Here is a 13,168-nt window from a genome sequence, read left to right as displayed (position 1 = left end):
AATTCCTGCAATTCAGGGATAGGTGCGAGAGGCGTAACTGCCTCGGATGCTGCGGCATCTTTCGCCGGTGGGTACGCGCTAGTGGACCGTTCGGGTCGGGCCCCCGATGAGGCGACCTAGTCAGTCGGCGGCTGCAGGCGGATGGATGGCGGGTTGGCGGCCAGTGCGTGGTTGGCGTTCCTTAACAACCACTCCTGCGGCAGGTCGGCGGCTTGGGTGCCGTGCACGCGAACCTCGACGTTGAGCCGATTGCCGCGCACAATTGCGGGTGTTGCGCACAGCCGACCCTGGTCCGCCAGGGCGCGAACGACCGGCAGGAACTTCTTGCTCATCGCCGGGGTCATCGCTCCGACGCGCAACCCGTCTATCCGGACCTCGACTAGCTCCCGGACCGACTTGGGAAGCTGCTCGTGAAGCTCGTGCAGGGTGGCGTGCACCCAGCCTTCACCGGAGTCGGTCAGCACCGATTCGAAAACTGTCAACGGCACCCCGTCAGTCTTGATTTTCACCGAACCGCCCATCGGCAGCATGGCATGGGGGCCTGGGGGAGGCGGTTCAGCGGAACCAGCAAGTGGGGTTCAGGAAGGGCCAGGGTGATCCGGCAGTTCACTTTGCCGGTGTCGACCTCCCGCAGCTCACCCCGGCGGTCGAACTGATACTCGATCTCTGCGCCGGCCCAGAGCCGCGTCTGCGTCCGGACCACGAACCCTCGGGTGGCCAGGTGATCCAGGGTCGCGCGGTAGCGAGCGGCGTCTTCGGCCGGCAGATGGCCGACGTGCTGGCCGCGAACCTCGACGCGGACCGGGTTGCGATCATGCCTGTTGTTCGGTTCGCGAATCAATGACGCTTGTTCGGTCAATTCGACACCCGCTGCCGGCAGCTTCCGGGGGAAGAAAGGTCGCCAGGCTTTGGCATGGTAATACTCCCCGGCTACCTCCTGGTTGCACCAGGAGGTCCGTATCCACACGTCTAACGGTGCCAGTGCCTTCAACTACCAATCCCCCAATGTGTGGAACCACTTCGTGCAGCGGCGTCGTCTGTCAAGGATCACCGACGGCTCAACGTCGCAATCAGACTTTTAGCTTCTCACTGCTAACTTGCGTCATCCTAGAAGGACCAGGCCCCAGACCAGCCGTGCACCAGCCGCCACGGCCCACTGCCACCGGCAGGCGACGATCCCCGCAGGGAATGCCGCTTTCCGAGCCCGCAGAGCGCGGGTGAGATAGTCGCAAACGAAATGCGACCCGCCACAACGTTGCTGCGTGAGACGGACAGCTGGAGCCAGTCAGCGGAGGGTGTCTTGGTGGACAGCGCCCCGATAGATGATCTTGATGTTGGTCACCGATTGGTCACAGAGCTTGCGGCAGAGCCTGGATTCACCCCGACCCTGCCGACACCAATCAGGCCGCTGACCTGCACAGATACGGACCTCCCGGTTTCGGCCAAACCCCCAAACACCCCGTTCTCGTCTCTACGGATCAGAAGGTTGGGGGTTCGAATCCCTCCAGGCGCACTTCTCGCAGGTCCCTGACCTGCGCAAATAGCTCCCGACGCCCGGAACGCAGAGGCGACACCGGCTTCGACGGAATCTTCAGCGATGTTCTTCCCGGCCCGGGGACGGGTGCGACACCGACGGGTCTCAGTGTTACACTCCGGTATGCCCACTGCCCGGCCCCGGCACTACGTCACAGAGTCGGATGAACTAGCGGCTGCATTAGACGCGGCAGCAATGAGGTGGCCCGGAGTACCCCGCTCACAGCTTCTGGTCCGGCTGGCTTTGATCGCCGCGCATGCCGAGGAACAGGCGTCCCAGACCCGCCGGGATCATCGACGGGAAGCGGTGAACCGGCACGCCGGTGCGCTCACCGGTGTGTACGAAGACGGCTACCTGAACACGCTGCGGCAGGACTGGCCCGCGTGATCGTCCTGGACGCCAGTGTGCTCATCGCCTACCTCAACCGCGACGACGCCCACTCGGAGCAGGCCCGGTGGTTGCTCGCGGAAGCGGCCGGCAAGGACACCGAGCTGGTGGTCAATCCGGTGACCCTGGCCGAGGTACTCGTCGCCCCCACCCGAGTTGGCCGGCAGGACGAGGTGTTGCGGGTCATGGCGGATGTGGGGGTTCGGGTGGCTCAGTTCCCGACCGACGCCCCCTCGGTGCTGGCCCGTTTGCGCTGCACCGGGCTGAAGATGCCGGACTGCTGCGTCCTGCTCACGGCACTGGAACAGCGGGCGGCCCTGGCTTCGTTCGATGAGCGGCTCCGCCGCGCGGCCGCCGATCTCGACCTTCGGTTGGTGTCAGGCAGGCCGGCGTCGTCGCCCGAGAGTTAGGCAACCACTTCACGGTGCGGCCGGCGCCGCCTTCGAAGACGAGAAGTGGTGTCGCGACCGGCCGCAATTACTTGAGGGTAGTCCAGCATTCTCTGTCGTACGGATCTGGCTAGACACACAGTCTTTCGAGACCGGGGCATTTCCTGTCTATTTGCACAGCGCCACCCCTGGCGACCGGACGCACCCCGCGTCAGCCCGCATCCGGTTGCTTGCAGGTTCGATGGCTTCACCGTCCGGATGACCAACAGACGTTGCCTTCTTCACGGACCGGGCACGCAGGTTCTCGTCCTCCGCGCCCGGCACGCGATCCGCGTCCGCAAGCCCGGTGATGATGGCCGGCAGCTCACCCTGCAGGGTGGAGTCGGTCCCCCCATGCGGCGCCGCTGACTTTGTGCGGTCGTGGCACCAGCCGGAGGGCACGACCCAGGCCGCGGCCAGAGTAGAGTCGGCCGGTCGGAAGGTGTGAGCGTCCCTGGTGCGGACAGGGTCGCCGGCCCAGCGGGTGATCATCCGTTCCCGACCTGCAGGAAACCAGCGCCCGTCAGTCACGGCAGCCCGGGAACGCCCGGGTTCCTCAGCCATGTATCGCCACTGGAGTCTCCGCTCGGTGTCCCGCGGCAAAAGGAAGGAGGCACCATGACCACGACCGTCCCGGGTCCAACGGGAGAGGTCGACAGCAGCTACCGCGACGCCACCGCGGTCACCGAGGCAGCCCGGCGTCGGTCCTTCGCGGTGATCTCCCATCCCGACGCGGGCAAGTCGACACTCACCGAGGCGCTGGCGTTGCACGCGCGCGTCATCGGCCAGGCGGGGGCGGTGCACGGCAAAGCGGGGCGCCGCGGGACGGTGTCCGACTGGATGGAAATGGAACGCTCGCGCGGGATCTCCATCACCAGCGCTGCGTTGCAGTTCGCTTATCGCGACCACGTCGTCAATCTGCTCGACACCCCGGGACACGCGGACTTCTCGGAGGACACCTACCGGGTGCTGGCCGCGGTGGACAGCGCCGTGATGCTGATCGACGCGGCGAAGGGCCTTGAACCGCAGACCCTGAAACTTGCCGAGGTGTGCCGGCTGCGCGGCATCCCGATGATCACTGTGATCAACAAATGGGATCGCCCAGGGCGGGAACCGCTCGAACTGCTCGATGAGATCACGCAGCGACTCGGCCTGGACGTCATGCCTCTGACCTGGCCGGTGGGTATCGCCGGTGACTTCCACGGGCTACTGGACCGCAGCACCGGTGACTTCCTCAAGCTCACCCGGACCCCAGGCGGGGCCACCATCGCCGAGGAAGAAGTGCTGACCCCCGGCCAGGCCGCCGTCGAACAACCGGAGGCATGGCCGGTCGCCGTCGAAGAGCATGACCTGCTCACCGAATCCGGCATGAACTTCGACGAAAAGGCTTACCGCGCCGGGCGGGCGACCCCCGTGCTCTTCGGCGCTGCGGTGTTGAATTTCGGTGTCCGGCACCTGGTGGACACGCTGATAGGAATCGCCCCCGCACCCTCCGAGCGGGCAGACGCCGACGGCCGATCGCATCCGTTGGATGCCCCGTTCTCCGGGTTCGTCTTCAAGATCCAAGCCGGAATGGACGCCGCGCACCGCGACCATGTGGCGTTCGTGCGCGTCTGCTCAGGCACCTTTCACCGTGGCATCGTCGTCACGCACGCAGCGACCGGAAAGCCCTTTGCCACGAAATACGCGCAGGCCCTTTTCGGACGGGACCGCACGACCCTGGAAACCGCGTACCCCGGAGACGTCATCGGTCTGGTCAACGCAGGCGCCCTCGCCGTCGGCGACACCCTGTACGTCGACCAACCGGTGAAATTCCCGCAGATCCCGCAGTTCGCACCCGAGCATTTCGCTGTCGCCCGCGCGCAGGACAGTGGTCGCTACAAACAGTTTCGCCGCGGCGTGCTCCAGCTCGAACAGGAAGGTGTCGTTCAAGTCCTGCGCTCGGAGCGCCGCGGGGACCAGGCGCCGGTATTCGCAGCTGTCGGCCCCATGCAATTCGAGGTCGCCGGCCACCGCATGGAACACGAATTTAACGCCCCGATCACGTTGGAACGTCTTGATTACAGCGTCGCCCGGCAGACCGATGCCACGACCGCTGCTGTGTTGGGCGGTGAGAGCGGCACCGAGGTCCTTTCCCGCACCGATGGCGCCCTCATTGCCCTGTTCACCACGTCCTGGCGGCTGCACAACATTCAGCAGAAACACACTGCCGCCGTGCTGCAGTCGTTGCCCGCGGGCGGCGACTGATCCCGTCGGTTCCTTCCCCTGTTTGGTCAGCTCCCGTTGGACCGGGTCCGCGCCGCCCCTTCTGACCGGCGAGACTGATGCCATGTGCGTCAACGACAAACGCCCGACCGCGTCGTGAGAGCGATCGTCTACGACGAGTTCGGTGGTCCGCTCGCCGTGCGGGACGTGCCGGACCCCGTCGCAGCGGCGGGAGGTGCGGTCATCCGGGTCGCGGCATCCGGACTGTGCCGCAGTGACTGGCACGCCTGGGCCGGACATGACGACACCGTTCACCTCCCGCACGTGCCGGGGCACGAGTTCGTCGGGACCATCGAGTCTCTCGGCGCGGGAGTGCACGGCTGGACGGTCGGTGATCGGGTCACGGCGCCCTTCGTCTGCGGCTGTGGGACGTGTGAATGGTGCCTCCAAGGCGACGCACAGGTCTGCCCGAATCAGACCCAGCCGGGGTTCACGGACTGGGGTTCCCACGCAGAGCGTGTCGTCATCCGGGCTGCGGATGTCAATTTCGTCGCCGTCCCCGCTGATATCCCGGACGAGGCCGCCGCGAGCCTCGGCTGCCGCTTCGCGACCGCGTTCCGGGCCGTCCGCGCACGGGCGGCCGTTCGGGCCGGCGAGTGGGTGGCCATCTTCGGTGCCGGCGGTGTCGGGCTGAGCGCGGTGATGATCGCAGCCGCGGTGGGGGCTCGGGTCATCGCCGTCGATCCGAATCCGGACGCGTTGGCACTGGCCACCCGCGTGGGTGCACTCCAAGGCTTGGCCGCATCGCCGTCCGTTCCGGCATCGATCAGCGACATCACCGGGGGTGGAGCACATGTCGCTGTCGATGCCGTGGGCTCCGCGTCAACGAGTGCTGCGGCGATCAACTCGTTGCGGCGCCGCGGACGGTATGTGCAGATCGGACTGCTGTCGGTCGATCAGCATCCCAGGGTGCCGTGGGACAGGGTCATCGGCTGGGAATTGGACATCCTCGGCAGTCACGGCATGGCCGCGCGCGACTATGCCGACATGCTGGTCCTGGTCAAGGGCGGATCGCTGCGGCCGCAGGAACTCGTCGGTCGTATCGTGACCCTGGAGAAGGGCGCCGAGTTGTTGCCGCAGTCGGCGACCGCTGCGTCGACCGGAATGACGGTTGTGCGGCCGGGATGACACTTGCCGGAAGCGGATCGGGCGTCAACTGGTCTCCGCGAAACCGATGCCCAGCAACCTGGGTAGCGGTTGCGCTTCGTCAAGCGCACCGTGGCTCAGGTCGGGCACCGCGGGCTCGGATCCGTCGCGGTATGTGATCGGGCCTGTTCCAGCCGCTGTTCGACCCGATCGGCGGCTGCCAGGAGGTACGGGACGCGGTCGACCCTGGCCCGGGCGTTCGGCGAATCCGGCCCGTGGCGAGTGATCGCTTCAGTGATCCGGTAGGGCACCGTCATCCGTCGACCGTTCGGCCCGACCGTCTGGTCGGCGTAGGTCAACGCGTCCGACACCGGGCTGTCCTCGAAGTCGAACTGAGTCATCTTCAAATCGAAGCCGCGCTCTCCCGGAACGAACCGGGCACCGGAGTGATGGACGACGAGGTTGACCAATCGCTCATCCCATCCCTTGCGTCGCAGGTACAGCCCACCATCCAGTGGGTGAAAACCGGTGTCCTGCAATGCGGGTGCATACCCGATGTCGTGCAGCCACGCCGCGGCGATCAACAGCGGCCCGTCCTTCTGCGACACCGCCGGTAGCAGTTCCTCGGCCCGTTTCGCGACGCCCTGGGTGTGACGCCACCGCTCGGCAGACTTTTTCCGCAGCAGCTTCTTGGCCAACCGGCGGGCGTTCACGACCAACGCCGCATCGGGTTCCGCGACATCACTGCCCGCCAAGCCTGTCATCACGAACGGCCCCTCTGCTGCGTCTGCGCAGTCGTTCGGGTTGACCGACGACAGCCGCAATGTATCGGCCTGCTGGGCTGTTGATCTCGGCGGCTCCTGGAGCAACGAGTCCCAGGCGTCGACGACCTCCATGGTGCGCAGATGTGCCCGTGCCCCGGTGGGGGTTGACCGGCTCGAGGAGATCCGCCGCGACTTGCCAGAAGAAGATGAACGGGTTCAATACCGTCTCGCTCGCGCAGGGCGGGCGACTACCTCACGGTCAACTGGTAGGTCGCACGGGTTGTGAACGGTCCGGGCGGGTAGCTGCCACCGAAGGTCACCTTGTGGTGTCCCGCGCAGAGCGGTGCGATCACTGCCCAGTAGCCGTCAGAGACGGAGTTGGTCGCAGCCGTCGCCGGCACGCCGAAGATATTGCCTTCCGTCACACTGAACGTGAAGAGTCCCGTCTGGACGCGGAACCTCCCGACATTTCCCACTCGGACGCCATCGATGATCAAGAACTGGTCGTCGAAGTCGTCGGCGATCCCCTGTGCGCATTGCCGCAGTTCCCAGTATTCCGTTCCATTTCCTTCGACGGTCGAGCACTCGATGTTGATCATGGGGATCAGCAGCGACTTGCCGGCCGGGACGGTGCAATGGCGGGTGGCTTTCCCACCGGTTGTACCGGCGAGGAACACCACCGAGTCCGTCCCCAGGTCGCACCGCTCGAATGAATCAGGACCGGCGGTCATGAACGTCTGCCACCACAGCTCGGTCAGCTGCGGCGCGGGCGGTCGGACCGCAACGCTCGGGCCGACAGGCGGCCGAGAGTGCTGAGGAGTGCCGGCACCCGCTGAACCAGCAGTCAGCACCAGTCCCGCAACGATGACGCAGATGGTCAGGAGTGAACGTCGCATGGCACGAATCCTTTCCGCGTTCGACACCTTCCGGGAGAAGGCAGCCGGCCCCCGGCAGTCGCCGAATTGAGCGGTTCACCACGTGACCGCCGACGATAGAAAGGGACAAAGCGGACCCTATCGATACAGCAATTGACCGTCAAATCGGGGTGGGGGGCTGCCGATATCCAAGGTCATCGCAGATTCGGAATCGGCGTTATCCGCGCTTTCATGTGTTTCGTTGGCAAAGAACTCAGGATGACTCGAGACCCAGGTGACGCTCCAGGCTGTCCAGGACGAGAGCGAGCCCGAATTCGAACTCATCGGCGTAGTGATAATCCTTGCCGGCAACCTGTTCGGTGACCATCTCCACGAGATGTGGATATCTCTCCGCCGGTAACAGCTCCCTGATCGTGTCGACGAACTGCTCGACAGTCTCACCCGCCTCGATGGGCAGGTTCAGTTCGGTCAGAACGAAGCCGTACACATACGCGTCGATGGCCGAGAAGGCATGTGACGCAAGAGCAACCGAGAAGCCATTGGTCCGCAAATTCTCCAGCACCGTGTCGTGGTGGCGCAGCAGGGCCGGACCGGGCGAGCGGCGCGACTCGATGAGCCCCAACGACCAGGAATGCCGGGCGAAGGCCCGGCGTGCCGACCCCGCGCGGTCGGCCATCGCCTGCCGCCAGAGATGAGTCGGCGCCGGCAACTCGATCTGGGTGAACACCCAGTCCGCCAGGCCGTCGAGCAGCGCCGCCTTACCGGAAATGTGGTGGTAGAGGGACATCGCCTCGACCCCGAGTTCCTTGCCGACACTGCGCATGCTGACGTGGTCGATGCCGCTCCGGTCGGCGACTGCGACTGCCGCGTCGATGATGCGCGCTGGAGTCAGTGCCGGTCGCCGGGTCATCGCTTGGCCTCTCGAACAGGTTGCCGTCTTACGTCCGTAAGGTTACTGTCTCTCCAACAGACTTACACTCGTAAGGAGAAGAATGAAGGCAGCGCTGGTCGATCACTACGGCGCACCGGACGTCGTCCGTGTCGCGGAAGTCCCTCGGCCCGACCCGGGTGCTGACGAGGTACTGGTGCGGGTGGCGGCGACCGCGGTCACCTCTGCGGATTCCCGCATCAGGGGCGGCCGGTTTCCCGACGGCTTCGGGTTTCTGGCACGACTGGCATTCGGCCTCAGCGGCCCCCGGCGTCGGGTGCTGGGCAGCACGTTCTCCGGCGTGGTGGAGACGGTCGGCGCGCGGGTCCACGGCTTCGTCCCGGGCGACGAGGTCTGCGGGATGACCGGTGCGAAACTCGGTGCCCACGCGCAGTACGTCGCCGGCAGGGCAACCAGGCTCGCGAGCAAACCGCCTGCGGTCAGCCATGACGACGCCGCCGGAGTGCTCTTCGGGGGTACGACGGCACTGTTCTTCCTGCGGGACAAGGCATCGGTTCGACGCGGCACCTCGGTGCTCGTGAACGGCGCATCAGGGGCGGTGGGGACCAACGCGGTGCAACTCGCCAGGCACCTCGGCGCCACCGTCACCGGCGTGACGAGTTCGGCCAACGCCGCCCTTGTCACCGGACTGGGTGCGGACCGGATCATCGACCACGCCGTGTATGACGTCACCACCGTCGCGGAAAGGTTCGATGTGGTGCTGGATACGGTCGGCAACCTCTCTCCCGCCTCGGGCCGGCGACTGCTCGGTCCGGACGGCATCCTGGTTCTTGCCGTGGCGAGTTTCAGGGACACCCTGTTCGCGCGAGGCAATGTCGTCGCGGGCAGCGCCCCGGAGCGGGTGGCGGACTTCGACCTTCTCCTCCGACTGGTGGCTGATGGCGAGATCACCGTCGTGATGGATCAGAGCTGTGGACTGGACGGGATTGTCGATGCCTATCGCCGGGTGGACGGTGGGCACAAGGTCGGCAATATCGTGATGCACCCATAGTCATCGGCTCGGTCGGCTCCATCGGCTCGGTCGGCTCCATCGGCCACAGGTGCGGACGGGTATCGGCGGGAACGCTGTTTCAGCGCTCGCCGACAGGGCGGGCGTACCCTCACCGGGCAAGACCTGCTCGACACCGACGGCATGCGCAGCAACCGAATGGAGCACGGAATGCCCACCCCGAAGGACGCCGCATGACACAGCTCAGCCTTGGCGTGATGGCCCGCTCCCTGAAAGAGAACGAGCGCCGGCACCCGCTCCATCCGCATCACTTCGATCGCATTCCTGTCGCCTCGCGCGACACCATCTATCTCGAGCACGGCTATGGCGAGGACTTCGGCCTCACCGACGACCAGCTGAAGGAAAAGGTGGCCGGCTTCCGTACGCGCGAGCAACTCATCGCCGAATGCGACATCATCCTGCAGCCCAAACCGATGATCAGCGACATCGCCGAATTGCGCACCGGCCAGACCTTCTGGGGGTGGCCGCACTGCGTTCAGGACCGGGACCTGACACAGATCGCGATCGACAAACGGCTCACACTGATCGCCTTCGAGGCGATGAACCATTGGAACCGGGACGGCAGCTTCAACCTGCACGTCTTCCACAAGAACAATGAACTGGCCGGCTACTGCTCCGTTCTGCAGGCCATGCAGCTCGCCGGTGGGACCGGTGCGTACGGACCCCGATTGAGCGCGGTCGTGATCGGATTCGGTGCGACCGCCCGGGGCGCTGTGTCGGCGCTGAATGCGCTGAACGTGTACGACGTCGACGTCCTCACACATCGTGCCGTTGCGGCCGTCGGCGCCCCGATCCATACCGCCCGGATGGTGCATTTCGACGACGACAGTCCCGGGCAGGTGAGCCGCGCGGTGACGGACGACGGCAGCGTGCCGTTGACGGAGTTTCTTGCCGGACACGACATCATCGTCAACTGTGTGCTGCAGGACCCGAACGCGCCGCTCATGTTCATGACGAACGACGATCTTCCGGACATGAAGGCCGGCACCCTGGTGGTCGACGTCTCCTGCGACGAGGGCATGGGATTCAGCTGGGCCCGCCCGACGACGTTCGAGGACCCGACATTCGTCGTCGGTGACAATGTTCTCTACTACGCGGTCGACCACAGCCCGTCATACCTCTGGAATTCTGCGACCTGGGAGATCAGCGAGGCATTGATTCCGTTTCTCGGCACCGTCCTCGAGGGTGGTGACGCGTGGGACGCCGACCCCACCATTCGCAGGTCGATCGAGATCCGGGACGGCGTCATCCAGAACCCCGCCATCCTTGCCTTCCAGCATCGGGCCAAGGAGTACCCGCACACGGAAATGTCGTCGTAGCAGGGTCCCGGGGACGCCCTCAGCTGTTGGGGCAGCCGGACGTTCGGACGTCATCGCGGGTGAGCCATTGCGTGCCTGTCGAGTCCATCATCGACACCCGCAGGCTGACGCATCCGTCCCGGGACGGCACGACGACAGGCCCGGCGTCGATCGGGTAGGCGTTCCAATCGAAGTCGCACGAATTGTCGTCGCCGCAGAGGGTGAGGGCCAAGTGCGTCCGCGTTCCGGCCAGCGGACTCCCGGCGGGTTTGACCAACTTGGCGCAGGCCTGCTTCTTGTCGACGCTGTAGTAGAGCCGGAGCTCGGCGACCTCTTCCCCGTTGACGTCGTACGGCCAGCCATCCGTCTGGACGGCGCCATCGACCGCGACGTTGCACCGCCCCATCTGTGTGGCGGGCAGCACAATCGGCTTCCCGTCCCCGGTGATGTCGTTGGGCATGCCTGCGGTGTCGGGTGCGCCGGTCGGCACGGATGTCGTTGCCGCTGCGGTCGTTCCGTCACCGGCCCCGGTGTTGTCCCAGGGGCGCACGACGACGAGGGCGATCGTCGCCGCCACCACGAGTCCCGCGACGGCGATGGCCAGAACGCGCCCGCGGGTGCGCTGTCCGTTGCTGCTCGCCGGTGCTGGTTCGTCCTGCCGGTCGCCGCGGGCAGAAAGCCGGGCGGGCAATCGGTGGCCCAGCGCCGCGCAGGTCTGCCGGAACCGCGTCTCGAATTCGGTCGCATCGGCGGGGCGGTCGTCGGGGTTCACCGAGGCCGCCTCTGTCAGGAGTTGGTCGAGTTCGGCCGGCAGGTCGGAACCCAGCAGCTCTCGGATGGTCGTTGCCGCCGAATAGACATCGGTGACCGTAGAGGGAGCGGCGTCACCGGACAGGAGTTCGGGAGCGACATAACCCGGCGTTCCCGCCGCGTTGTCGTCAGTGAAGCCCTCACTGTCCAGGACCAGGCCGAGATCGCACAGTTTGGCGCGACCGCCCTCGGCCAGTACGTTCGCCGGTTTGACGTCCCGGTGCAGCATTCCGTGCGAGTGCATCGCGGCGAGGCCCGCCAACAAGTCGGCGGAGAGCACCAGCCGCTGCGGCAAGGGTGTCGTTCCCGCCTCCACGACGTGGCGCAGGGATTCCCCGTGCCGTTCCATGCCGATCCAGGGCAGGCCGTCGGGCGCGTTCTCCTCGGCCCACGAGTAGGTGACGATGTGGCCGCTCACCGCGTTGAGCGCGACGTACCGCCGGACCTCACGTCGGAACCGTTCACGCTCCGCGTCGTCGGCGAGCGGACGACGCCACACCTTGAGGGCGAACTCGCGACCGTCCAGGACGTGACGCACCGGCCAGACGACCGCGGTGGTACCGGTTCCCAGGGGCGCCCCGATCGCGTCGAACCGGTCCGGGAGCCACGTCGCCGCGGTCGGCTCGGCGACACCCGTCGTCGGCACAAGGCCGTCGTCGGCCCCTGCTCGCGGGGCGGGTTCCGATGGCAGGGTGGCGCCGTCCGCCCCTGCTCGCGAGGTGGGTTTCGATGGCAGGGTGGCGTCGTCCGGTGACGTCCCACGGTCGTCAGTCATGGCCGCCCGGGGAGTCCGCCCGGGTCTTGTCGGGCAACCGCGGAACGGCAAACTTGTTACGGGAGACCAGGATCCGGGCCACCGCTTCCGCGACTGTCTCGTCCGGGAGACGGCCACCCGGCAGCGCGCCGATCTGCGCCTCGTAGTGGTCGCAGAGTCTTTCCACCCTGCGCCGGGCCACCCGCTCGCTCCAGCCCGTCCGGGCGGCAATCTCCGAGTACGTTGCCACGCCGCTCCGACCGGCCAGCATCGGTGCGCACAGCGCCTCGGCCGCGTCCCGGTGCTGCTCCGGGATGTTCTCCACCTGGATCGTCGGGCCCCCGCTGGGAGATTTCTCGATCGGCCGGATGACGATCGACCAGGTCCCCGTGCTCGGGGCGGTGACGGTGCAGCGCGGGACCGGGGCCGAGCACGCGTGGCCGGGATCGCTGCGGATTCTGGCGGGCAGCACGTGCGTCGCCTTGGCGCCGGACACGACGAGCTCGTGGACCGCCGACAGATTGCGAACCCACATCTGGCCCTCGGAGCACCAGAACTCGCCCGCGACCTTGGACAATGCCCTCCGGTTCACCTCCTCCCACACCGGGATCTGGCACGCGTCGTCGTCCCTCCCGAACCGCATTCGGGTGCCGTTCCAAAAGAAATATCCCTCATCCGCATATTCGACGACAAACAGTGCGCCGTCGGTCTGCGATGCCGGAGAAACAGTCGCGTCGGGTCCATCGGATACCCGTCGATTGACCGATTCAGGCATCGAGCCGCCTCCCCATTCCCGCCACCGTTGCGAGAAATCCCGGGCGTTACCCCGCCCTGATGACTGCCCGCCGGCGCTGCTGGACCACCTACCTGGCCCGATCCTTGCAGAGTGCGGAGCAAACACGGCACCGAGCGCGGGACACACGGAGCCGCCCGCCGCGGGGGCGGCGGGCGGCTTTGCGTGCTTGGTGCTGCGTGCTTGGTACTGCGCGCTGAGTACTGGGTGCTGCGT

Annotated in this window: 13 protein-coding genes; 6 read left to right on the top strand and 7 right to left on the bottom strand. The window is 66.3% G+C overall.

The genetic code is table 11. The features are described 5' to 3' along the window. Positions 1 to 116: 116 nt before the first annotated feature. Together ACVBEQ_RS00850 and ACVBEQ_RS00845 are read right to left on the bottom strand one after the other, a co-directional pair. Positions 117 to 509 (bottom strand): hypothetical protein, encoded by a 393-nt coding sequence (locus tag ACVBEQ_RS00850; RefSeq protein ID WP_447151517.1) that lies wholly within the window; start codon positions 507 to 509, stop codon positions 117 to 119. Next, complete coding sequence (locus ACVBEQ_RS00845; protein WP_447151516.1) at positions 506 to 859, bottom strand: HIRAN domain-containing protein; 354 nt, start codon at positions 857 to 859, stop codon at positions 506 to 508. The genes ACVBEQ_RS00850 and ACVBEQ_RS00845 overlap by 4 nt, the downstream gene beginning before the upstream one ends. 870 nt (positions 860 to 1,729) lie before the next feature. Here ACVBEQ_RS00845 and ACVBEQ_RS00840 point away from each other — a divergent pair. From ACVBEQ_RS00840 to ACVBEQ_RS00825, 4 genes are all read left to right on the top strand, one after another. After that, positions 1,730 to 1,921, top strand: a complete 192-nt coding sequence (locus tag ACVBEQ_RS00840) for a hypothetical protein (protein WP_447151515.1) — start codon at positions 1,730 to 1,732, stop codon at positions 1,919 to 1,921. Beyond that, positions 1,918 to 2,331: a type II toxin-antitoxin system VapC family toxin gene (locus ACVBEQ_RS00835; protein WP_447151514.1), complete on the top strand. Its 414-nt coding sequence runs from the start codon at positions 1,918 to 1,920 to the stop codon at positions 2,329 to 2,331. Before ACVBEQ_RS00840 ends, ACVBEQ_RS00835 begins: the two co-directional genes overlap by 4 nt. Before the next feature lie 636 nt (positions 2,332 to 2,967). Then, positions 2,968 to 4,596: a peptide chain release factor 3 gene (locus ACVBEQ_RS00830; RefSeq protein WP_447151513.1), complete on the top strand. Its 1,629-nt coding sequence runs from the start codon at positions 2,968 to 2,970 to the stop codon at positions 4,594 to 4,596. A 114-nt stretch (positions 4,597 to 4,710) separates the two neighbouring features. Beyond that, complete coding sequence (locus tag ACVBEQ_RS00825) at positions 4,711 to 5,742, top strand: alcohol dehydrogenase catalytic domain-containing protein (RefSeq protein ID WP_447151512.1); 1,032 nt, start codon at positions 4,711 to 4,713, stop codon at positions 5,740 to 5,742. 95 nt (positions 5,743 to 5,837) lie between these two features. On the opposite strand, the gene ACVBEQ_RS00820 is transcribed toward ACVBEQ_RS00825, so the two are convergent. The 3 genes from ACVBEQ_RS00820 to ACVBEQ_RS00810 form a co-directional block, all read right to left on the bottom strand. Beyond that, positions 5,838 to 6,596 (bottom strand): HD domain-containing protein, encoded by a 759-nt coding sequence (locus ACVBEQ_RS00820; protein WP_447151511.1) that lies wholly within the window; start codon positions 6,594 to 6,596, stop codon positions 5,838 to 5,840. 116 nt (positions 6,597 to 6,712) lie between these two features. Beyond that, complete coding sequence (locus ACVBEQ_RS00815) at positions 6,713 to 7,144, bottom strand: hypothetical protein (RefSeq protein ID WP_447151510.1); 432 nt, start codon at positions 7,142 to 7,144, stop codon at positions 6,713 to 6,715. A gap of 448 nt (positions 7,145 to 7,592) precedes the next feature. After that, positions 7,593 to 8,249 (bottom strand): TetR/AcrR family transcriptional regulator, encoded by a 657-nt coding sequence (locus tag ACVBEQ_RS00810; protein ID WP_447151509.1) that lies wholly within the window; start codon positions 8,247 to 8,249, stop codon positions 7,593 to 7,595. A gap of 82 nt (positions 8,250 to 8,331) precedes the next feature. Between ACVBEQ_RS00810 and ACVBEQ_RS00805 the strand changes: the two genes are divergently transcribed. Further along, positions 8,332 to 9,279: an NAD(P)-dependent alcohol dehydrogenase gene (locus tag ACVBEQ_RS00805; protein WP_447151508.1), complete on the top strand. Its 948-nt coding sequence runs from the start codon at positions 8,332 to 8,334 to the stop codon at positions 9,277 to 9,279. 191 nt (positions 9,280 to 9,470) lie between these two features. Further along, positions 9,471 to 10,616, top strand: coding sequence for a N(5)-(carboxyethyl)ornithine synthase (locus ACVBEQ_RS00800; RefSeq protein ID WP_447151507.1), 1,146 nt, complete (start codon positions 9,471 to 9,473; stop codon positions 10,614 to 10,616). 19 nt (positions 10,617 to 10,635) lie between these two features. On the opposite strand, the gene ACVBEQ_RS00795 is transcribed toward ACVBEQ_RS00800, so the two are convergent. Next, complete coding sequence (locus ACVBEQ_RS00795; protein WP_447151506.1) at positions 10,636 to 12,180, bottom strand: protein kinase domain-containing protein; 1,545 nt, start codon at positions 12,178 to 12,180, stop codon at positions 10,636 to 10,638. Continuing rightward, positions 12,173 to 12,934: a hypothetical protein gene (locus ACVBEQ_RS00790; protein WP_447151505.1), complete on the bottom strand. Its 762-nt coding sequence runs from the start codon at positions 12,932 to 12,934 to the stop codon at positions 12,173 to 12,175. The genes ACVBEQ_RS00795 and ACVBEQ_RS00790 overlap by 8 nt, the downstream gene beginning before the upstream one ends. Positions 12,935 to 13,168: the final 234 nt, after the last annotated feature.

The sequence above is a fragment of the Nakamurella sp. GG22 genome (assembly GCF_052976845.2).
Note: the sequence above shows the minus strand (reverse complement) of the source record. Positions and strands in the feature narration are given on the sequence as shown.

What these genes read in the sequence shown, in the direction of transcription:
- ACVBEQ_RS00840 (WP_447151515.1), top strand. Translation starts at nt 1,730, where the DNA reads ATGAGGTGGCCCGGAGTACCCCGCTCACAGCTTCTGGTCCGGCTGGCT.
- ACVBEQ_RS00830 (WP_447151513.1), top strand. Translation starts at nt 2,968, where the DNA reads ATGACCACGACCGTCCCGGGTCCAACGGGAGAGGTCGACAGCAGCTAC.
- ACVBEQ_RS00820 (WP_447151511.1), bottom strand. Translation starts at nt 6,596, where the DNA reads ATGGAGGTCGTCGACGCCTGGGACTCGTTGCTCCAGGAGCCGCCGAGA.
- ACVBEQ_RS00810 (WP_447151509.1), bottom strand. Translation starts at nt 8,249, where the DNA reads ATGACCCGGCGACCGGCACTGACTCCAGCGCGCATCATCGACGCGGCA.
- ACVBEQ_RS00805 (WP_447151508.1), top strand. Translation starts at nt 8,332, where the DNA reads ATGAAGGCAGCGCTGGTCGATCACTACGGCGCACCGGACGTCGTCCGT.
- ACVBEQ_RS00800 (WP_447151507.1), top strand. Translation starts at nt 9,471, where the DNA reads ATGACACAGCTCAGCCTTGGCGTGATGGCCCGCTCCCTGAAAGAGAAC.
- ACVBEQ_RS00795 (WP_447151506.1), bottom strand. Translation starts at nt 12,180, where the DNA reads ATGACTGACGACCGTGGGACGTCACCGGACGACGCCACCCTGCCATCG.
- ACVBEQ_RS00790 (WP_447151505.1), bottom strand. Translation starts at nt 12,934, where the DNA reads ATGCCTGAATCGGTCAATCGACGGGTATCCGATGGACCCGACGCGACT.